General features: G+C 59.7%; 17 protein-coding genes. 9 read left to right on the forward strand and 8 right to left on the reverse strand.

Going from position 1 to position 19,532, the window contains the following annotated elements; genetic code table 11:
• Positions 1–71: 71 nt before the first annotated feature.
• Positions 72–329, reverse strand: coding sequence for a hypothetical protein (locus ACW9JE_RS08100; RefSeq protein WP_457432448.1), 258 nt, complete (start codon positions 327–329; stop codon positions 72–74).
• A 197-nt stretch (positions 330–526) separates the two neighbouring features.
• Between ACW9JE_RS08100 and ACW9JE_RS08105 the strand changes: the two genes are divergently transcribed.
• Positions 527–1,501 (forward strand): 2-hydroxyacid dehydrogenase, encoded by a 975-nt coding sequence (locus tag ACW9JE_RS08105; protein WP_457432449.1) that lies wholly within the window; start codon positions 527–529, stop codon positions 1,499–1,501.
• 162 nt (positions 1,502–1,663) lie between these two features.
• Positions 1,664–2,173: a DUF2165 family protein gene (locus ACW9JE_RS08110; RefSeq protein WP_224542094.1), complete on the forward strand. Its 510-nt coding sequence runs from the start codon at positions 1,664–1,666 to the stop codon at positions 2,171–2,173.
• A gap of 9 nt (positions 2,174–2,182) precedes the next feature.
• Here ACW9JE_RS08110 and ACW9JE_RS08115 read toward each other — a convergent pair whose 3' ends face one another.
• Positions 2,183–3,085 (reverse strand): DMT family transporter, encoded by a 903-nt coding sequence (locus tag ACW9JE_RS08115; RefSeq protein WP_224542092.1) that lies wholly within the window; start codon positions 3,083–3,085, stop codon positions 2,183–2,185.
• Positions 3,086–3,223: 138 nt separating this feature from the next.
• Here ACW9JE_RS08115 and ACW9JE_RS08120 point away from each other — a divergent pair, with 138 nt between their 5' ends.
• Positions 3,224–4,099, forward strand: a complete 876-nt coding sequence (locus ACW9JE_RS08120; protein ID WP_457432450.1) for a helix-turn-helix domain-containing protein — start codon at positions 3,224–3,226, stop codon at positions 4,097–4,099.
• A 117-nt stretch (positions 4,100–4,216) separates the two neighbouring features.
• On the opposite strand, the gene ACW9JE_RS08125 is transcribed toward ACW9JE_RS08120, so the two are convergent.
• The 3 genes from ACW9JE_RS08125 to ACW9JE_RS08135 form a co-directional block, all read right to left on the reverse strand.
• Positions 4,217–6,646, reverse strand: a complete 2,430-nt coding sequence (locus tag ACW9JE_RS08125; RefSeq protein ID WP_457432451.1) for a TonB-dependent siderophore receptor — start codon at positions 6,644–6,646, stop codon at positions 4,217–4,219.
• 166 nt (positions 6,647–6,812) lie between these two features.
• Positions 6,813–7,700 (reverse strand): aromatic amino acid DMT transporter YddG, encoded by an 888-nt coding sequence (gene yddG / locus ACW9JE_RS08130; RefSeq protein WP_457432452.1) that lies wholly within the window; start codon positions 7,698–7,700, stop codon positions 6,813–6,815.
• A 52-nt stretch (positions 7,701–7,752) separates the two neighbouring features.
• On the reverse strand, positions 7,753–8,340 hold the full coding sequence (locus tag ACW9JE_RS08135) for a TetR/AcrR family transcriptional regulator (protein WP_457432453.1): 588 nt from the start codon (positions 8,338–8,340) through the stop codon (positions 7,753–7,755).
• 139 nt (positions 8,341–8,479) lie between these two features.
• On the opposite strand from ACW9JE_RS08135, the gene ACW9JE_RS08140 reads away from it, so the two are divergent.
• Complete coding sequence (locus ACW9JE_RS08140) at positions 8,480–9,682, forward strand: YbfB/YjiJ family MFS transporter (RefSeq protein WP_457432454.1); 1,203 nt, start codon at positions 8,480–8,482, stop codon at positions 9,680–9,682.
• Positions 9,683–9,826: 144 nt separating this feature from the next.
• Here ACW9JE_RS08140 and ACW9JE_RS08145 read toward each other — a convergent pair whose 3' ends face one another.
• Positions 9,827–11,590 (reverse strand): SulP family inorganic anion transporter, encoded by a 1,764-nt coding sequence (locus ACW9JE_RS08145; protein WP_457432455.1) that lies wholly within the window; start codon positions 11,588–11,590, stop codon positions 9,827–9,829.
• A gap of 213 nt (positions 11,591–11,803) precedes the next feature.
• On the opposite strand from ACW9JE_RS08145, the gene ACW9JE_RS08150 reads away from it, so the two are divergent.
• Complete coding sequence (locus tag ACW9JE_RS08150) at positions 11,804–12,577, forward strand: ParA family protein (RefSeq protein WP_457432456.1); 774 nt, start codon at positions 11,804–11,806, stop codon at positions 12,575–12,577.
• A gap of 69 nt (positions 12,578–12,646) precedes the next feature.
• Positions 12,647–13,495 (forward strand): FMN-dependent NADH-azoreductase, encoded by an 849-nt coding sequence (locus tag ACW9JE_RS08155; protein ID WP_457432457.1) that lies wholly within the window; start codon positions 12,647–12,649, stop codon positions 13,493–13,495.
• A gap of 744 nt (positions 13,496–14,239) precedes the next feature.
• Here the strand turns inward: ACW9JE_RS08155 and ACW9JE_RS08160 are convergent.
• Together ACW9JE_RS08160 and ACW9JE_RS08165 are read right to left on the reverse strand one after the other, a co-directional pair.
• Complete coding sequence (locus tag ACW9JE_RS08160; protein WP_457432477.1) at positions 14,240–14,914, reverse strand: DUF4225 domain-containing protein; 675 nt, start codon at positions 14,912–14,914, stop codon at positions 14,240–14,242.
• Positions 14,915–14,958: 44 nt separating this feature from the next.
• A complete protein-coding gene (locus ACW9JE_RS08165; RefSeq protein WP_457432458.1) occupies positions 14,959–15,444 on the reverse strand; it encodes an Hcp family type VI secretion system effector in 486 nt (161 codons plus the stop codon).
• A 462-nt stretch (positions 15,445–15,906) separates the two neighbouring features.
• On the opposite strand from ACW9JE_RS08165, the gene ACW9JE_RS08170 reads away from it, so the two are divergent.
• From ACW9JE_RS08170 to ACW9JE_RS08180, 3 genes are all read left to right on the forward strand, one after another.
• Complete coding sequence (locus ACW9JE_RS08170) at positions 15,907–16,593, forward strand: hypothetical protein (RefSeq protein ID WP_457432459.1); 687 nt, start codon at positions 15,907–15,909, stop codon at positions 16,591–16,593.
• Positions 16,594–16,785: 192 nt separating this feature from the next.
• Complete coding sequence (locus ACW9JE_RS08175; protein ID WP_457432460.1) at positions 16,786–17,631, forward strand: DUF6502 family protein; 846 nt, start codon at positions 16,786–16,788, stop codon at positions 17,629–17,631.
• Positions 17,628–19,475 carry a DUF5666 domain-containing protein gene (locus tag ACW9JE_RS08180; RefSeq protein WP_457432461.1) on the forward strand — a complete coding sequence of 616 codons (1,848 nt, stop codon included), beginning with the start codon at positions 17,628–17,630 and terminating at the stop codon, positions 19,473–19,475. Before ACW9JE_RS08175 ends, ACW9JE_RS08180 begins: the two co-directional genes overlap by 4 nt.
• Positions 19,476–19,532 lie beyond the last annotated feature (57 nt).

Below are 19,532 nucleotides of genomic sequence, written 5' to 3' on the forward strand. Positions count from 1 at the left end.
TGTACGTAGGACTAATGTGGGAGCGGGCTTGCTCGCGAAGACGGCGGCACAGTCACCACAAAGTCTGAATCTCAGCGCTTACCCATCGACCGCCGAGTCCCCGGCGGGGCCATGCCCGGGGTCTTGGTGTGGCCATTCTTGGCGCCATTCTTGTACCAAGGCTGATTGGAGCCTTTGGCCGCTGCCAACTCACCCGGCTTGAACGGGAACTTGAATGCAGGGATCGCGGCGCTGGTTTCGCCATCGGCGCCGGTCTCGACGCTGTCTGGCAGCTCGGCCTGCTCGTCGCTCAGGGCGTCGGCGACCGGTGGTTGTTTCGGGGAAGTCATGGTGGCTCCGGGTGATACGCAAAGTGTCGGGCCCGGTCAGCGAGCCGCGAAAGGCGGCAGTATAACGGAAGGGTAGCGACGAGCTTCAAGCGGCAAGCGACAAGTTAAGGGCGCACTCGGCTTTTTTAGACTTGCGGCTTATAGCTTGATACTTGTAGCTTGCTAAGCATTCCTCACGTCCGCCGAGCCCGCCTCCCATGAAAAAAACCGTCCTCGCCTTCAGCCGTGTCACGCCTGAAATGGTCGAACGCCTGCAACAAGACTTCGACGTCATCGTGCCGAACCCGAAAAACGGCGACATCAATGCCCAGTTCAACGAAGCCCTGCCCCACGCCCACGGCCTGATCGGCGTCGGTCGCAAACTCGGTCGCGCGCAACTGGAGAACGCCGCCAAGCTGGAAGTGGTGTCCAGCGTTTCGGTGGGCTACGACAACTATGACGTGGCCTACCTCAGCGAACGCGGGATCATGCTGACCAACACCCCGGACGTGCTCACCGAAAGCACCGCCGACCTGGGCTTTGCCCTGCTGATGAGCAGCGCCCGCCGCGTCGCCGAACTCGACGCCTGGACCAAGGCCGGCCAGTGGCAGGCCACCGTCGGTGCGCAGCTGTTCGGTTGCGATGTCCACGGCAAGACCCTGGGCATCGTCGGCATGGGCAACATCGGCGCGGCGATTGCCCGTCGTGGTCGCCTGGGCTTCAACATGCCGATCATCTACAGCGGCAACAGCCGCAAGGTCGAGCTGGAACAGGAGCTCGGCGCGCAGTTCCGCACCCTGGATCAACTGTTGGCCGAAGCCGACTTCGTCTGCCTGGTGGTGCCGCTAAGCGAGAAAACCAGACACCTGATCAGCCATCGCGAACTGGCGCTGATGAAGCCAAGTGCAATTCTGGTGAACATCGCACGCGGCCCGGTCGTCGATGAACCGGCCCTGATCGAAGCGCTGCAGAACAACCGGATTCGCGGCGCGGGGCTGGATGTGTACGAGAAGGAACCGCTGGCCGAGTCGCCGCTGTTCCAGCTGAAAAACGCCGTGACCCTGCCGCACATCGGCTCGGCCACCAATGAAACCCGCGAGGCCATGGCCAACCGTGCGTTGAGCAACTTGCGCAGCGCATTGCTCGGCGAGCGTCCTCAGGATCTGGTCAATCCACAGGTCTGGAAAGGCTGATGACAAGGCGGCACGTCCCGGTCGACGTGCCGCCTTTTAACGCTTTAAACACCTGTGTAACAACGACATAACTTGCAAATCAGTGCCCCGGCCCATTGACGGGAAACGGCTATAGACTCCGACGAAATAACCGCACTTTGCGTGCATTCGGAGCGTATTTGCATGAGCAACTTCACCACCGCCGGCGTTATCAGGCGAAGCAAGATAGTGGTCGTCCTGATGGCCGCTCTTTTCGGTCTGATGACCCTCACCAACAACTTCACCGACTACGCGGCCTACTCCGACTACATCGGTCGAATCATCAGCATGAGCAACACCGAGGGCAACGACTCCCGGCAATATCGAGCCATCAGTTCAACGATGTTCCACCACCGTTTTTACTGGGCAATCATCACCCTGGAGATCATCTTCACCTTCAGCTTCCTGGTCGGTACTTACCATCTGTACCGCAAACTTGCCGCACCTCGCGGCGAATTTCATGAAGCCAAGAAGTTCGCCATCATCGGTTTCAGCACCGCGCTTTTTGTTTATCAAACGCTCTACGTGATCATTCTCAACGAATGGTTCGACATGGAGTACTCCGCGCAACGCAATGCCTTCGACTGGGCGAGAAGCAACATTGAATACATGTTCCTCGGCCTGATTTATCTGTTGGTGGGCAAGGACAACTGAAGTCATTGCTCAAGCCAACTTGCCCGCTCCCGCACTCATGGTTGCCTTGGGTTTGCGGAACACCAACACGTTACCGAACATCACCAACACCAGCCCGATCAGCGCCGGCGCGGTCCACTGGTAGCCCTCGACGAATGCCGAGACATTCAGCGCCACCACCGGAAACAGCACGGTGCAATAGGCGGCGCGCTCCGGGCCCATGCGCCCGACCAGGGTCAGGTAAGCGGTGAAGCCGATCACCGAGCCCGGAATCACCAGATACAGCAGCGAGCCGATGTAGCGGGCATTCCACTCCATGTCGAAAGGAATGCCCTTGACCAGGCACCACACCGACAGCATCGCCGCCCCATACGCCATGCCCCAGGCATTGGTGGTCAAGGGCTTGAGTCCGGCTTTCTGTTGCAGGCTCGACAGCATGTTCCCCGCCGAGAAACACAAGGTCCCGCACAGGGCCAGCCCCAGGCCGAGCAAGGTTTGCGGGCTGGCGGTGTGGCCGACCAGTTCAGGCCAGAACAGCAACCCCAGGCCCAGCAGGCCCAACGCGCCGCCCATCAACACATTGCGAGCGATTTTCTGGCCGAAGAACACCCGCGCGTTGAGGGCGTTCCACAGGGTCGCGGTGGAAAACACCACGGCCACCAGACCGCTGGGAATCCATTGGCTGGCGGTGAGGAAGCACATGAAGTTGACGCAGAACAGGCACAGGCCCTGGGCCAGGCAGATCAGATGCCCGCGACGGTTCATCACTTGCAGCTTGCGGCTGAGCAGCAACATCGCAAACAGCACAAGCGCGGCGAGGCCGAAGCGATAGACGATCGACACCGGAATAGCCACCACGCCCAGTTGCCACTTGAGGGCAATCCAGGTGGTGCCCCAGATCAGCACGGTCAGCAAATACAAAGAAAGGTTCATGGCGCAGGCTCCTCGATAGGTCACCAGTGTCCTGCGGCGCTGACTAAGGCACTTGCATAAACTTGCGCTTTTGTCGCGCAGCGGGCTGGCAGGCGCAGGTCTACGGAGTAGGATGCAAGGCGTCGGAGAGAATCGAACATGGCCGCCCTGGACACCCTGCAAGTCTTTCAAGCCCTCAACCGCTCGCCCAATGCTCGCCTGGAGCACAGCGCCGAGCTCGGTGACGGCTTGTCTGCGGCCTTGTGGAGTAACCATCACGACGCCCAGGATTACGAGGCACCGAGTCATCACACGTTGTCGTGTTACATCGATGGCGGCACCGGCACCTTTCGCCGCGACCAGCCCGGCACCAAGGGCGGCCCGGACAAGCTGTGCATCCTGCCCGCCGACCATCAGTCCGGTTGGGTGATCAACGGCGACATTCGCCTGGCCCACCTGTATTTCAGCCCCGAACAATTCGCCCTGGGTTGCGTCACGCTGCTGGATCGCGAGCCTCGGGAATTGCAGTTGCGCGAGCAGACTTTTCTTGAAGACCCGCGACAGGCGGTGCGTTTTAGGCGGTTGATCACGCTCAACTGGGACGAACCGGGTGAGCGTCTGCTGACCAGCAGCCTGGCTCATGAAATCCTCAGTCACGCCCTGCTTAGCCAGGTCGGCAATCGTCCGAACCTGCGGCTCAAGGGTGGGTTGGCAGCGCATCAACGACGGTTGTTAGTGGAGTACATCGATAGCCATCTGGACACGGCGATCAGCCTGGGGCAGCTGGCGGCGTTGTGCTCGCTGTCCGAATACCACTTTGCGCGGATGTTCCGCGAAAGCTTCGGCCTGCCGCCGCATCAGTATGTGCTGGCTCGACGCCTGAACCGCGCGCGGGAGCTGCTGCGCTGCACCTCGCAGCCATTGGGAGAGATTGCACTGGCTTGCGGGTTTGCCAGTGCCAGCCACTTTACCAATCGGTTTCGCCAGGCATTGGGCGGGACGCCGGGGGAGTATCGGCAGGCGTTTTTGCGGTAGATCCAGGTTTTTCAGTGGCGGTTAGAGCCTCTTCGCGAGCAAGCCCGCTCCCACAGGGGAACGCATTCCAAATGTGGGAGCGGGCTTGCTCGCGATGAACGATGACGCGGTCGCTGATCAGAACTCCAGGGTGCTGGACAAAACCACCTGCCGCGAATCCCCCATCGACACGAAGAACCGGCTCGCCGCCGAGGTGTAGTAGGTGCGGTCGAATACGTTCTTCACATTGAGCTGAAACTTGACCTTCTGCCCGTCCAACTGGGTGTCGTAGGTGGCGAAGGCATCGGCCACGGTGTAGCTCGGCAGGTCGAAATCATTCACCGCGTTGCCCGCCCGCTCCCCGACATAGCGGGCACCGGCACCCACCCGAAGCTGATCGCCGCCGATGATCCTGCCAAAGTCATACACCGCCGACAGCGAGCCGCTGTTCTTGGCCACGTTCTGCAATCGCTTGCCTTCGTAGTCCGGGTCCTTGGTGACTTCGGCATCGGTGTAGGCATAGCTGCCGATCAGGCTCCAGCGGTCGCTGAGCTGGCCGCTCAGGTCCACCTCCAGCCCTCGGGAACGCACCTCGCCGGCAGCGCTGTAGATGGTCACCGGCCCTTCCGAGTTGGCGATCAGCACGTTGCGTTTCTTGATGTCGAACAGCGCGATGTTGCCCGTGACCCGGCCCGGCAGGTCCAGTTTGGCCCCCAGTTCCCAGGACTTGGCCTCCTCCGGCGCGACACTGCCGTCGAGCACGGCGCTGCTGCCACTCAAGGGCGCGATGGTCGAGTTGGGTTTGAACGATTCGGTGTAGCTGCCGTAGAACGACAAGGCATCGGTGTAGCGATACACCAGACCTGCGCGCGGCACCCACTTCTGGCCGTTGCTGTCGGTGTTGGCGTGGAACGGCACGCCTTTGCCAGCGTACTGGTCGTACTCCTGGAAGCGCGCACCTGCCACCAGAATCCACTGGTCATTCAGGTGGATCGAGTCCTGGAAGAACACCGAATCGCTGCGCAGCAGATCGGTCTGCGCACTGTCGGCCGGGCTGACGGTGGTGCCTTCGACTTCACGACCATAAACCGGGTTGAGGTAACTGAAGGTGGTCAGGCTTTTCTGGCGAATCAGGTCTTCGCGGTAGATCTTGCGGTACTCGTCATCGATGCCGAACACCAGATCATGCTGCATGCCCAGCACGTTCACCTTGCCTTCGAGGCTGGCGGTGGTGAAGCGATCGGTGCTGATCGCGTTCTGCGTGCCGTCCATGCTGCGAGTCAGAGTACCTTTGTTGGTGTCGATGGCGGTCACGCGCACCTGGCTGGCGTCGTAGGTTTCGCGGTTCCAGCTGTAGCCGAAGTGGGCATTCCAGTTGTCGTTGAGTTCGTGATCGGCCTCGAAGTGATAGAGGTCCGAGCGCCCTTCCATGTTGTTGAAAGGCTCGTCGAGCCGGCGATCCCGGGAGATGTCCAGCGGATGGTTGTCTCGGGGGTCGATGATCGTGCCGCGGTCGAACGGGGTCAGGAACTCCCGGTGCTCGTAGGCGAACAGCAGCTTGGTGCTTTCGCCAAACCAGGCCAGGGACGGTGCGACCAGGGTCTCGCGGTGCACACCGTAGTTGCGCCAGTAATCTTCGTCTTCGTGGTCCAGCACCATGCGATAGGCCAACCCAGACGTGCCCAGGGCACCGGTGCTGTCGAAGGTGCCGCCGCTGCCGTTCTTGCCTTCGCCATAGGTCGAACCGCGCAGGGTCACGGCGTTGTACTGCGCAAGTTCGGGCTTCTTGCTGACCATGTTGACCACGCCGCCGGGGTCTTGAATGCCATAGAGCAACGACGCCGGCCCCTTGAGTACCTCGACCCGATCCACCGTAGCGTTCATGCCCCGGCCCTGCACGATCGGCATGCTGTCGCGCATGATCGAGCCGTTGCGGTTGTCGCCGAAGCCGCGGGTCATCACCGAATCCTGAGTGCTGCCGAGCGTGTTGCCCTGAGTGATACCGCTGACGTTGGCCAGCGCATCGTCCAGATTGCGTGGCGCCTGATCGCGAATCACCTGGGCGGCGACCACGTTAATGGTCTGGGGAATTTCCTGGATCGGCGCGGAAGTGCGTGCCACGGAACTCACAGGTGGCGGCTGGTAGCTCTCGGACTGTTCCACCACCGAGGTAATGGTGGTCGCGCCCAGGTTCAGGGCGCCTTCGGTGGGCAGCGGTTCAAGGGCCATGGTGTGGCCATCGGTACGGCGGAAGGTGAAGCCCGAGCCGCTGAGCAGACGTTGCAGGGCCTGTTCGGCGCTCATCTGCCCGCTGACTGCCGGAGCGTTGAGACCGTAGGGCGTTTCGTCGGTGTAGACGACGCTGATGCCGGTCACGCGAGTGAAGTCGCTCAGGGCCTGTGGCAATGGCTTGGCGGCCAGGGAGAAATTGAACTGCCCGCGTTGCTGACTGCTGCCTGTGTCCGCGGCCATCGCCACGCTCAGGGGCAGCAACGCCAATGCCGAGAAACCTAATGCAGAAGCACCCAACCACTGTTTGACCGAACCGGATTTTGCCCTGGACTTCATGACTCATGACCTGTGTAGAACCGCAACGGATGCGAATGATTCGCTGTTTCAGTCACTACACGGATGGGGTTTGGGTTTACCTCACCGGGAAATGAAAATATTTTTGGAAGATGTGGTGTCTGAACCGGCGCTTTCGCGGGCAAGCCTCGCTCCTACGGGGTGCGGATCAGCGTTCGCGGGTTGCTTGCCAGCAGATGAGGGATCCGACCGTCACCATCACCGCGCCTTGCCAAAACTGCGCCGCCAAGGACGCCCCCAACCACACCGCCGCAAAGGCTGACGAAAGCACCGGCGCAGAATACGAAGCAGTCGCTAGCAACGTCAGATTGCCGCGCAAAATCCCGATATTCCAAAGCGCGTAACCGCCCGCCATGGCAACACCGGCGGCGATCAACTGCAGGCTGCCATGCAGGTTAAACGCAGGAAGCACCTCGCTGCTCAACCCCAGCTTCAACCAGAGCACACAGGCGGTGATGACGAAAAACAGCGCCACCAGATTCTGCCCGCCGGCGTACATGCGCGTGACGTTGCAATACAGCGCAAAGGTAATCCCGCACGCCAGAGCAAGGCTGTAGCTCAGCGGATTGGACTGCACGTTGGCGACGATGCCGGGCAGTGACAGCCCGTCGCCGCTGACCACCCAGAGAATGCCGAACAGCGCCAGTGCAGTGCCGGGTACGATGATCCAGCGCGCCTTTTGTCCGTTCATGACGATGGCCAGCAACACGGTCAGACAGGGCCAGAGGTAATTGACCACGCCCAGTTCAATGGCCTGATTGCGGTTGCTGGCGAAACCCAGGGCCAGCGACAGGCACACCTCATAGGCGACGAACAGCGCGGTGCCGAAGATCAGGTAGATGCGCGGCGTGGAGCGCAGACGGGGTTTGCCCAAAAAGGCCACCAACATGATCGCGCCCAGCGTGTAGATCAACGCGGCTCCGCCCAGGGGGCCAAAGATTTCGCTGACGCTCCGGATCAGTCCCGCGGCGGTGCTCCACAAAAGAATCGCCACCAAACCACACGCCGTGGCGGCCCGTTCGCCTCTGATCTGCATCTTTTCCTCACGCCCAAAGGGTGCGAAGTCTACGGTAATTGGCCGGCGTATTTCACTTCACCGTTGGATGCGTCAGAACCGCAACCAGCGAATCGGCGATGTCCTGCAGGCGTTGCGCGTCCTGGTAAAGCCGTTCGATCACCACGATTCCCCGGGTCTGGCTGACCACCAATCGCGCCGCAGCGACGGGGTCCAAAGTCAGGCGCTCTCGGGCCTCTTCGGTAGAAAAACGCTCCACGAGCAATGCCTCCAAACCATCGAGCAAACCGCGCAAGGCTTCGCGGATCGGCTCGCTGTTGGCGGCTTCGTCGATGGCGGTCTTGGTGGTCAGGCAACCGCGCGGCGGGGTGCCCAGGGTCATGGAAGCGATGGTGTAGGCAAAAAACGCCTTGAGCGCCAGATCCAGTTGCGGCTCGTCCAGCGCCTGACGTACGGCGTCGAGAAATCTCGCCTTGTAGCGGGCGAACACTTCGAGAAACAGCGCCTGTTTGTCGCCGTAAGCGTTGTACAGCGAACCGCGCAAAACGCCCGTCGCCTCCGCCAGTTGCGGCATCGAGGTCGCCCCGAAACCTTGGCGCCAGAACAGCTCCATGGCCAGATCCAGGGTCTGCTCTTCGTTGAATTGACGTACGCCCGCCATGTCGATCGTCCTGCGTGAAGGGGATGAGGGCGATCTTGACATGCCTGTCAAACATGTCAACACTGCCAACCATGACAGGCCTGTCAAAGATGATCCGCACACTTTGCGCCTCCCCATCGAGGCACCTCAGGAGTCACCCATGCGCAGTACACAACCTCACCCCTTGCATGCCGTGCTGGCCGGGCTTTGCGCCAGTCTGGTCGGCATTGGCCTGGCGCGATTTGCCTACACGCCGCTGGTACCGGCGCTGATCGAAGCTCACTGGTTCGCCGCCAACGAAGTGATCTATCTTGGCGCGGCGAATCTGGTTGGCTACCTTGTCGGCGCCTTCTGCGGTCGGCCGCTGGCACGGATGTTCACGGCTCGACGCAGCTTGCAGTGGATGATGCTGCTGGTGGCGCTGGCGTTCTTTGCTTGTGCGTTGCCGTTGTCGATCCTGTGGTTTTTCACCTGGCGCCTCGTGTCCGGTCTGGCTGGTGGCGTGATCATGGTGCTGGCGGCTGGCACGGTGTTGCCGTACCTGCCGGGGGCGCGTAAGGGCTTGGCCAGTGGGGCGATTTTTCTTGGCTTGGGATTGGGGATTTCCGCCTCGGGCACCGTGGTTCCGCTGTTGCTGGAAGTGGGGTTGCGTGAGACCTGGATCGGGTTGGGGGTGGTTGCCTTGGTGCTGACTGCGATCAGCTGGACCGGCTGGCCGCGCGCCGTTGCGCCTGTGGCAGCGCCGGTGTCTGGAAGCACGGCTGTCTCGCCGGGATTGGGTCTGATTTATGTGCAGTACGCGCTGATGGCCGTGGTGCTGGTGCCGACGATGTTGTTCCTCGTCGATTACGTGGCGAGGGGGCTAGGGTGGGGCACTCACTCGGCCGCCATTCTTTGGGTGGTTTATGGCCTGGGGGCGATCGCGGGGCCGGTTGTCTACGGTGCATTGTCTGACCGCATCGGGCCGACTGCCAGCAATCGAGTGGCGCTGACTAGTCAGTTGTTCGCCATTGCTGTACTTGCGCTGTCGAGCCAGACGCTGTGGCTGGTGCCGGCGGTGTTCGTGATTGGCAGCTTTCCTCCCGGAATCGTACCGGTCACCCTCGGGCGCGTGCAGCAACTGACCCGTGATCCGGTGGCCCAAAGTGCTGCGTGGAGTCGGGCCACGGTTGTCTTTGCGCTGTTTCAGGCGTTGGCCGGGTATGCGTATTCGTGGTTGTTCGCCAGTAGCCATGGCAATCATGTGCTGCTGTTTTGTATTGGTGGGGTGGCGGTTGTGCTGGCGTTGGTGAGTGAGGCGGTGTGGGTTGTGATGCGAGGGGTTGAGCGGCGCCAAAGCACCAGCAGCCAGTTAGCAGATTGACCAGACCATGATGACACTGTGGCGAGGGGGCTTGCCCCCGTTGGACTGCGCAGCAGTCCCATCTTTTTGGGGCCGCTTCGCAACCCAACGGGGCGGTGCGACGTTTCGACAAGCCCCCTCGCCACAGGTGTGTTTGGCAGTAGTTCAGCGTTTTTCGGGAGCGGTAGAAAGGTAGTTACTGACCGCATCATCAACCGTCGGAAAAAACGCCCCTTCACCCAGCTTCTCGAACAACCCGAACCGCTTGAGCTTGTCCTTCACCGGGTCCTTCATCTCGGCCAGACACAACTCAATCTCCGCCGCCTTCAAAGTGTGGTCCAGCTCCGACAGCATATCGGCAGAGGTCACGTCCACGCTGGTGATCGGTTCTGCCGCGATCACCAGCCAGCGCACTGGCGTTGGTGATGCCGCGACGGCGTCCAGCACGCGGTCATGGAACAGTTCGGCGTTGGCGAAAAACAGCGAAGCGTCCCAGCGAAATAGCACCAGCCCGGGGATCAGGGTGGCGTTCGGGTAGCGCTGGATGTCGTGGAAACCCTTGACGCCCTGGGCCTGGCCCAGCACGGCGGAGTAGGGGCGCCAGCCATCCCAGAGGAATTCGATGACCGCGATCAGGATGGCGATGCCGATGCCCTCGATAGCCCCGAACACCGCCACACCAATGGTGCAGACGATCGACAACCAGAATTCCCAGCGCTGCATGCGGTAGATGCGGCGCAGGTCGGTGATTTCGATCAGGCCGATGGCCGAGGCGATCACCACTGCGGCCAGCGCGCTATTGGGCAGGTGCTCCAGCAGGTTCGGCGCGACCATCAGCAACACCGCCACCGCCACCGCGCCGACCACGCCGGTCAACTGGGTTTTCGCGCCTGCCGCCTCGGCCACCGGGGTGCGCGAAGAACTGCTGCTGATGGGGAAACCCTGGAAGAACCCGGCCGCCAGATTGGCAAACCCCAGGCCGGCCATTTCCTGGTTCGGGTCGACATAAGTACGCGTGCGCGCCGCGTAAACCCGGGACAGCACGCTAGTGTCGGCGAACGACACCAGGGCGACGGCGCAGCCGCCGATGATCACCGGAACAATGTCTTCGCGGGTTATCCACGGAATCGCGAACGCCGGCAAACCTTGCGGCAGTTGCCCGAGGATCGAGACCCCGGCGCGCGCCCCGAGGTCCAGCATGCCCACGACAATCGTCGCACCCGCCACGGCAATCAGAATCCCGGGGATGCGCTTGTGGCCCTTGAGCAGCAGGATCACCACCAGCGTCGCCGCGCCCACCCCAAAGGTCACCCAGTTGGTCTTGCCGTCCAGGATCGACGTGACGATGGCCATCACATTTCGTAGCGGACCGTCGGCATCGATGGAAAACCCGAACAGCTTCGGCAACTGGCTGATCAGCACCGTCAGCGCGATCCCGTTCATATAGCCGTAGCGGATCGGCTTGGACAGCAACTCGGTAATGAAGCCCAGCCGCGCGATGCCCGCGAGAATGCACACCAACCCCGAGACGATCGCCATCATGCTGGCCAGGGCAACGGCGCGCATGGGATCGCCGCCGGACAGCGGCAGGATGACGGCGAGAATCACCGCCGCCAGCGAGGAATCCGGCCCGAGTACGAGAATCCGGCTGGGCCCGAACAGGGCGTAGGCGATGAGGGGAATGATGGTGGCGTACAGGCCGTAAATGCCCGGAACACCGGATGCTACGGCGTAGGCGATGCCGACCGGCACCAGCATGGTGGTCAGCACCAGGCCGGCCATGATGTCGTGACGCAGCCAGGCGATCTTGTACTCGCGCAGCGTTTTGAGCCCCGGCAGCCAACGGCTCAGACCGGTGTTGCCGCCGGTAACCCTGTGTGCAATGCGACCCGGTTCCGTAACTGGCGGCGAAGAATCCGAATGGCTCATGGTGCGGTGGTCCTTAACCTGGCAAGGCGAACATCTAGACGTTAGCTCAATCGCACGACTTGCAAGTCACTTCATGGTCGAAACCATGGTCCAGGCTCAATGGCTGACTCGAAAGTGCAATAAAAATGTCATTTGGAAACAATTCTGAAATATTTCATTCTTATGATCGAGTGCAGTTGTTAACAAGGATTCTTAATTAAGGTTGTCGGTCCCATGCGTCGAGCGGTGTTCAATCAAAAAGGAGGCGTTGGCAAATCGAGCATCGCCTGCAATCTCGCGGCAGTCAGTGCCGCGGAGGGCTACAGGACGTTGCTGGTGGATCTCGATCCCCAGGCCAACTCGACCCACTATCTGACAGGCCTTACCGGCGATGACATTCCCGTGGGAATCGCCGATTTCTTCAAGCAGACCCTGTCCAGCGGCCCAGCGAGCAAGAAGAATCGCGTGGCCATCACCGATACGCGCTACAACAATCTGCATCTGGTCACGGCCAGCCGCGAGTTGACGGATCTGCAGGCGAAGCTTGAGTCCAAGTTCAAGATCAACAAGCTTCGGCGTCTGCTGGTGGAGCTTTCCGAGGATTACGAGCGCATTTATATCGATACGCCGCCGTCGCTGAATTTCTATACCTACAGCGCGCTGATCGCCGCTAACCGGGTGCTGATTCCCTTTGATTGCGACAGCTTCTCCCGACAGGCGCTTTACAGCGTTATTGCGCACGTCAGCGAGTTGCGGGCTGACCACAACGAGTCGTTGATCGTGGAAGGGGTGGTGGTCAACCAGTTCGAGGCGCGGGCCAATTTGCACAAGTCGCTGATCGATGAACTGGTAGCGGAAGGTTTGCCGGTGTTGCCGGATTACTTAAGCAGCACGGTTAAGATGCGTGAGTCTCATGAGGCGTCGGTGCCGATGATTCATCTGGCGCCACGGCACAAGCTGTCGCAGGAGTTCGTGAGCCTGTTTTCAGCGTTGGAACAAGCGAGCTGATCACTGCTCTCAATGGTCCTGTGGGACGCAACATTTCATGGATGGCGCCGAACTACTGTAGGAGCGAGCATGCTCGCGATGGTGGTCAACGATGACACGGGGTACCTGGATGTCGGCGGTGTCTGGGCATTCATCGCGAGCAGGCTCGCTCCCACAATTGTGGTGGGTACATTCTTGAAATCAGGGCGTCTGTGGGGACGCCTTCGCGAGCAAGCCCGCTCCCACAGGGGGATGGCGCATGGTTTGCATAGTCAGGCGTACCCCATCCGTCATCCGAGGAACGCCTGTATGAAGTTGTTGCACGTCGATGCCAGCCCCAAAGGCCAACGATCCAATTCGCGAGCGCTTGCCCGCCACTTTATTGCTTGCCTGCGCGAACAGAACGTCGAGCTCGAAATCGACTATCTGGACCTGACCCAGCAGCCGCCGGCGCATATCGACGAGTCATTCACCATCGCCACCTACACGCCTTCGGCGCAGCGCACCGCGGCGATGGAGCAAACCCTGGCGCCGTCAACGGCCTTGTGCCGCCGCGTGCTGGACACTGACGCGCTGTTGTTTGCCATGCCGATGCACAATTTCTCCTATCCCTCGGTGTTCAAGGCGTTCATCGACAATATCGTTCGTGCTGAGCTGACTTATGTGGTCGACGAATCAGGCCAGTACGTCGGCCAACTGGCCCGGCAAAAAGCCCTGTTCATCACCACCCGAGGCACGGACATGCGCGCCGGCATGCCTCTGGCGCATATGGATGCGCTGACGCCATCGCTCAACGCTGCCTTCGGATTCATCGGCGTTCGAGCCCCTGCGTTCGTCGACGCGCAGCCGACGCAATTCGCGGCAGCCGAAGCGCGGGAAGCGGCGCTCGCCAGAGCCCGTATCGAACTGCTCGAAGTCGCCCGCAAATGGGCTGGATAACGCCGCCTGACTCATGTGCTTTGAGCCGGTGCTCGCAGTGCAAAAGTCACCAAGGCGTCAATCCTGCTTTTCCACTTCATCAAATGATCAAAGGACACAATGCCGCTATTAGCGCTTTGCGGGAGCGAGCCTGCTCGCGATGGACGTCCATGAAGACGCGGGCCGTCTGGAAAAAAGATTCGGGGAGCAGTGGAACCAAAAACCAACGTAAGCCGGCCACCTCCGCTCAGGGCCCTCTTCCTACGCATCCGCCTCAATAAAACAATTGCGCATCTCGGTCTTGGCTGACAGTGGGCGGCACCGAAAGAGGTCGCCCGAGGTGAGGAGCGGTCACTGCATAATCCGGAGGACAATATTCAGCGGCGCAGGGAGCAGCAGTCATGCCCTTTGTTGATTAGGGGGAGGCATCCTGGACGGGGTGATTCGATTTGAGTTTACTTGCGTGAAAACCAGCGCCTCGGCGCATATTGGGTGGGAACACAGCATGTGTGGAGAAAAATACTCACAAACGCGATCCATCCAACTGCATCATTGCCTTGAAGGAGAGGTTTTAGTGCGGGAAAGATAATGTCATATCCGTACTTTACGGTGCTCATATGAAATGATCCAAAAAAAATAGTCAGAGACAAACATATAAAAAACCATTTCCACTTGAATTTTACACCAGAAAAAAATCTCGACAAAAAATATAAAAAAGACAGCACTATCAAAGATAGCGATAGATATGCAATTGAAACCATAACGCTACTTGTCATTACCTTTGTACTCCAAGTACATTGATCTACCTGTCACGCTATCGCTAACTCCTTCAAATATCAGCGCACTACTGCCCATTGCCTTGTATGATCTTATATAGTCCGTGTTTATGTATCTATATAGGCGCCAAGCATCTGGCTTTAATACCATTCTCCCGGCGCCATATACAGAAAGTCCTAAGTCAACAGCTCCATAAGCCATATTCCCTTCAAGTGCTCCGCCGCCGAGTAGTTTAGCGCCCTCCTGATAAACCTTCCTCACTGGGCCCTGGGTGTCAGAACGATTCTCTAAGAGGTTACGTCCGTTCTCATAGAGATTATTAGCGCCATGGGCCATCATCGGGACGCCTGCGAATAGGCACAGCGTACCGGCTGAGCCGTAGCAGATTCCGGCCCCTGTTGCGATTTGAAATGCCCCCGCCATTGCTCCCACGCCTTTTTGAGCAATCTCATATGACTGACTCAGCAGGCTGCTCTGTTCGTTTTTGAGGTCCTGCAGGCCCTGCTCAGGGCTTTTTTTGCCCTGCGAGACATCATTAACAATATTTTTGGCATAGTAAGCGACTTCGCGGTTGAATTGTAAACGCAGCGTGCCGTCTTTGATGTATCTAACACCCAATGTGCTGGCTTGGCTTCCAAGTTTTCCAGCCGCGGCACTCACCATCCAGTAGTCGCAGCTACCAGGTATGCAACTTCCGTTTTTTGGTTTCAATCGTTATTCCCCCACGTACTATATCCGCTGGTGCCTGCGGTGTGGTGGCTCCATGTGATGTCTCGATAACGAATGGCGACATGCTCTTGCGGTTCGGCGTCGTTCTGTAAGATGGCGTGGGGCATTTCAAGTGTCAGGTCAGCAATAATCCCACCATTGATCGATATAGAATAGAATTTTTCGTGCAGGCCAAAAGAAGACACGCGATAAAAACTGATGGTGCAGTTTATTTCTTCTCTAGATGAGAGGGCTTGAGCAAGAAGCGGCGAAGACTTATCAACGTTTTTGGTTATGATAATTGGATGATGAGTTGGTTTGATGATATTTCCGACATTAGACATATTATGGCTGTAAGAGAGCACCATGATTTCATCCGCATGCCCTGCCTGACACTTGTTGCCGATAGAATCTTGGGTTGAACAACCCGCCGAAATCAGTCCTTGAGCCTTACCGGTGATGGTCATGTAACCATGGTTAGCCATACGTGACACTCCTTGTTAGTCAGTTGGACATACTATTGCAAGCGTTTCAGTCGCGCCGTAAGTAGTTGTCGAGAAACTTTACGGAATATGTCGAGCTTAGGTCTGCTGACTATTGGCGGTTCGGTAAAAGATCCGGCTAGGTATGTCTGTGAGGTGGTATGGCTGACGTTGGTTTTTGGTTCCATTGCTCCCCAAACCTTGAACGTGCTGTTGAGACGTTTTTCGCGAGCAGGCTCGCACACGTGGATCGGCGCACGCGTCTCAAACTCGGAGACGATTATTTGACGAATATCCTCGTTGACCAACCACCGGTCGGCTTTTCCCTGCGCCGCTTGAACGTCTGTCCAAACGGGTCTAGCTTTTCGATGTGGGAAAATATCCCACGCACAGAATTCCAACAAAAATTAAGACCATTCCCGACTTGATTCGACGTTTCTCGCGGTGATGACCAGGAGGCGGAATATGCAAGTTCAAGCAGTTTTCAAACGGGCTCTATTGGCGATGGCCATCGGTGGTGTGCTGTCGGCGTCCATTGTTTTGATTCCTGATTCGATTTCCCACGACTCCAGCGCTTACGCCAAAGAAGGTGGCGGACATGGCGGCGGCGGTGGTGGCGGTAGCGGTGGTGGAGGCGGTGGCGGTAATGGTGGTGGTCACGGCGGTGGAGGCGGAGGAGGTAACGGAGGCGGTGGTGGTGGCGGTAACGGCGGTGGTCACGGTGGCGGCGGCGGTGGTGGCAGCGGAAACGGAGGCGGCCATGGTGGAAATGGCGGCGGTAGCGGAAGTGGTGGTGACGGTGGCGGTCATGCTGGCAATGGTGGCGGCAACAGTGGCAGCGGTCACGGCAATGCGGGCTCGGACCACGCTGGGAACTCGAATTCCGGACGCAACGGCAATCATGCTGAAGCCGGTGACGATCACGGCAATCACGCTGGTGGAGAGCCTGGCGATGATCATGGCAATCATGTGGGCGGTGAGCCCGGGGACGATCATGGCAATCATGTTGGGGGCGAGCCTGGCGACGACCATGGCAATCATGTTGGCGGCGAGCCTGGTGATAATCGTGGCAACCATGTGGGTGGCGAACCGGGTGATGACCGCGGCGTTCATGTCGGCGGCGAACCGGGGGATGACAATCACAGGAGCTGACTTGCGCGGCAAATGAGAACTCATGCAAAACCTCGGGGGCGGGTTTTGCATGAGGCGTGACTCGGACCGAAACGCCCCCTTTGATGCATTATTTGCAACCTTTACAGCTGTCCCGGAAAAGAAGGCAACAAGCTCGTATGGGATTTTTTCCCGCGTCGTTATACTGGGGTCAACTGTCAAGGAATTCGCTGAATGCAATCGCCAACACTCCCTCCCTCTCTGATAAGTGCCCTGCGACGGGTCATGCGCCCGCTCGTGCGCCTGATGCTGCGCAAAGGGGTCACTTACACGGTGTTCGCCGATCTGCTCAAGGAAGTCTTCGTCGATGTGGCCGATCGGGAATTTCGCCTGGACGACAAGGCCCCGAGCGACAGCCGCATCAGCCTGCTGACGGGAGTTCATCGCAAGGATGTCCGGCGGTTGCGCAGCGAGAGCGAAGCGTCGGTCTCGACTCTGCCGGAAAACATCACCCTGGGCGCACAGTTGGTCAACGCGTGGACCACCTGCCAGCCATTCTGCAAACGTTCCGGTCATGCATTGCCGCTGCCGCGACTGGCCAGCGCCGGCGGTGACTGCTCCTTCGATGCCCTGGTGGCGAAAATCAGTACTGACATCCGTGCACGGGTGGTGCTCGACGAGTGGTTGCGTCTGGGCGTCGTGCGGCTCGATGAGCAGGACTGCGTACACCTTGAAGCCCAGGCCTTCGTGCCACAAAAGGGCTTCGACGAAAAAGCCGCATACCTTGGCCACAACCTGCACGACCATGCCAGCGCCGCGGTGCATAACCTGAGCGGCGAAGGCGAGCCGCTCTTCGAACGTAGCGTGCACTATGATTCTCTGAGTGCGGTCAGCGTCGAGAAACTGCGCGAGGCCGTGGCCAGCGAGGGCATGCAGACGCTGCTGGAGTTCAGCCGGCTCGCCGCAGATCTGGAAAGCGCGGATTTGCCGACGATCGATAAACGCCAGCGCATCACCATCGGACTTTATTTCTACACTGAGCCCACAGAGCCCAATTCGCCGGTGAAACCCGCGCCATGATTTCCCTCAAGCGCTGCTTCAGTGCCTTCTCGCTCGTCCTGGTTCTGGGGTTGAACCCGGTGACTTCGGCGTGGGTGGACGCAGCGCCGGCCTGTGTGAGCCGCGATGAAGTGGGCATGGCCGGTGCAAACGGCATGCAGTTCCCGGGTGGCACCGGCGGAACCGGCGTCAGCAGCGAAACCAGCGGCATGGGCAACGGCGCCGGCGCGCCTGTCACCAGGCAGCGTCCTGGCGGCACCGGTGGCACCGGCGCGGTGGCGGCCGGTGTGGACGGCCCCGTCATTCATCGTGACAACGGTGGCGTGGGCGGCACCGGCGCACCGATCTTCAGTCCGGGCGGTACCGGCGGCACCGGTATCGTCGGCACCATCACCGGCTTCGCCTCGATCTGCGTCAATGGCATGGAAGTGCATTTCGGCAAGGACGTGCCGGTCAGCGAAAACGGCGTCGCCGCCAGCAGCGAGCATCTGGCGATCGGTCAGGTCGTGGCCGTGGAAGCCTTCCCGACCAAGCGCGGCCTGCAGGCCGGGCGCATTTCGATCATCAACGTCTATGAAGGGCCGCTGACGGCGCTGCCCAATGCCAAGGCGCCGCTGCGGGTCATGGGACAACCGGTGCGCCTGGCGGCAGGCGCCCGGGTTGCCGAAGGGCTGCGGCCGGGCGATCCGGTGCGGGTCAGCGGCTTGCGTGATGCCCAGGGTCAAGTGGTGGCCAGCCGCATCGAGCGGGCGCCGGGCCTCAAGGAAGCCAGCGCCATCGGTACGGTCGATCGCGCCGGCACTCTGCAAGGTTTGAAACTGGGCACTCGTGTGGCACCGGCTCAGGAAGTGCTGGTGCGTGGCCAGTGGTCCGGTCGCCAACTGGAAGTGGCGCAAAGCCGCCCCGATCCGAGCCTGCCGTTTGCCGGTCGGGTGCGCGAAGCCGTCATCGAAGGTCTTGTGCAGAGCAAGCAGGATGGTCGCGTGGTGGTGGGTGGCTTCAACGTGAAACTGGGTCGCGACACCGTGTTTGTTGGCGAGGGCTCCGCAGCATTGGCCGTGGACCAGCGGGTTCGGGTGAGCGGGGTGCTCAGTGGTGGCCGAGAAGTGCGGGCAACCCGTGTCGAGTTCAACAATGAACGCATCGATAATTCGGGGCGCGGTCGGATGGAGCGTGGTACCGGGCAGGATTCGGGGCATGGCTCTGATAGTGGCTCCGATGATTCACGCGGCTCCAGTAACACAGACAACCGCGGCAGCAGCGGTCGTGGAAGCGGCGATTCAAGGGATCGCAATGAAAGCCTCGATGACCGCAGTGGCAAGGGCGGCGGCAGCGATCACGTCGACCGCAATGAAAGCGGCAAGTCCGAATCGGTGGACAAGTCCGGCAAGTCCGAGCGCGGTGAGAAGGTTGAGCAGCCTGAAAGGATCGACAACAGCGGACCGTCCGACAAGATTGATAAAGTCGAGAGAATCGACAATAGCGGGCCGTCTGACAGGGTCGAGAGGGTAGAGAAGGTTGAAAAAGTCGAAAAAGTTGAGAAGGTCGAGAAGGTCGAGAAAGTAGAAAGAGTAGAGAAGGTCGAGAAGGTCGAGAAGGTGGAACGACCGGAGAAGGTCGAGAAAGTCGAAAAGGTGGAACGACCGGAAAAAGTTGAAAAAGTGGAAAAAGTGGAGCGACCGGAGAAGGTCGAAAAAGTAGAGAAAGTCGAGCGACCGGAAAAGGTCGAGAAGGTGGAAAAAGTAGAACTCCCGGAGCGCATTGAGAAAGTCGAACGACCGGACACAGTGGAGAAGATCGAAAAGCCTGAGAAAGTCGAAAAAACCGAGAAGGCAGAACGTCCAGATCGATCAGGCCGCCAGTGAGCGGCGCAGTCATTTCTACAACCGGTCAATAAGCAACTAGGCTGGGTAAGTCCGATC

Source organism: Pseudomonas sp. SDO55104_S430 (assembly GCF_054070595.1).

Bases quoted from the DNA above. Each gene is read 5' to 3' on its own strand.
- yddG (WP_457432452.1), bottom strand. From the start codon at position 7,700: ATGCAGATCAGAGGCGAACGGGCCGCCACGGCGTGTGGTTTGGTGGCG.
- ACW9JE_RS08100 (WP_457432448.1), bottom strand. From the start codon at position 329: ATGACTTCCCCGAAACAACCACCGGTCGCCGACGCCCTGAGCGACGAG.
- ACW9JE_RS08135 (WP_457432453.1), bottom strand. From the start codon at position 8,340: ATGGCGGGCGTACGTCAATTCAACGAAGAGCAGACCCTGGATCTGGCC.
- ACW9JE_RS08120 (WP_457432450.1), top strand. From the start codon at position 3,224: ATGGCCGCCCTGGACACCCTGCAAGTCTTTCAAGCCCTCAACCGCTCG.
- ACW9JE_RS08160 (WP_457432477.1), bottom strand. From the start codon at position 14,914: ATGGTGAGTGCCGCGGCTGGAAAACTTGGAAGCCAAGCCAGCACATTG.
- ACW9JE_RS08155 (WP_457432457.1), top strand. From the start codon at position 12,647: ATGCTCGCGATGGTGGTCAACGATGACACGGGGTACCTGGATGTCGGC.
- ACW9JE_RS08150 (WP_457432456.1), top strand. From the start codon at position 11,804: ATGCGTCGAGCGGTGTTCAATCAAAAAGGAGGCGTTGGCAAATCGAGC.
- ACW9JE_RS08145 (WP_457432455.1), bottom strand. From the start codon at position 11,590: ATGAGCCATTCGGATTCTTCGCCGCCAGTTACGGAACCGGGTCGCATT.
- ACW9JE_RS08125 (WP_457432451.1), bottom strand. From the start codon at position 6,646: ATGAAGTCCAGGGCAAAATCCGGTTCGGTCAAACAGTGGTTGGGTGCT.
- ACW9JE_RS08140 (WP_457432454.1), top strand. From the start codon at position 8,480: ATGCGCAGTACACAACCTCACCCCTTGCATGCCGTGCTGGCCGGGCTT.
- ACW9JE_RS08180 (WP_457432461.1), top strand. From the start codon at position 17,628: ATGATTTCCCTCAAGCGCTGCTTCAGTGCCTTCTCGCTCGTCCTGGTT.
- ACW9JE_RS08115 (WP_224542092.1), bottom strand. From the start codon at position 3,085: ATGAACCTTTCTTTGTATTTGCTGACCGTGCTGATCTGGGGCACCACC.
- ACW9JE_RS08110 (WP_224542094.1), top strand. From the start codon at position 1,664: ATGAGCAACTTCACCACCGCCGGCGTTATCAGGCGAAGCAAGATAGTG.
- ACW9JE_RS08170 (WP_457432459.1), top strand. From the start codon at position 15,907: ATGCAAGTTCAAGCAGTTTTCAAACGGGCTCTATTGGCGATGGCCATC.
- ACW9JE_RS08165 (WP_457432458.1), bottom strand. From the start codon at position 15,444: ATGGCTAACCATGGTTACATGACCATCACCGGTAAGGCTCAAGGACTG.
- ACW9JE_RS08175 (WP_457432460.1), top strand. From the start codon at position 16,786: ATGCAATCGCCAACACTCCCTCCCTCTCTGATAAGTGCCCTGCGACGG.
- ACW9JE_RS08105 (WP_457432449.1), top strand. From the start codon at position 527: ATGAAAAAAACCGTCCTCGCCTTCAGCCGTGTCACGCCTGAAATGGTC.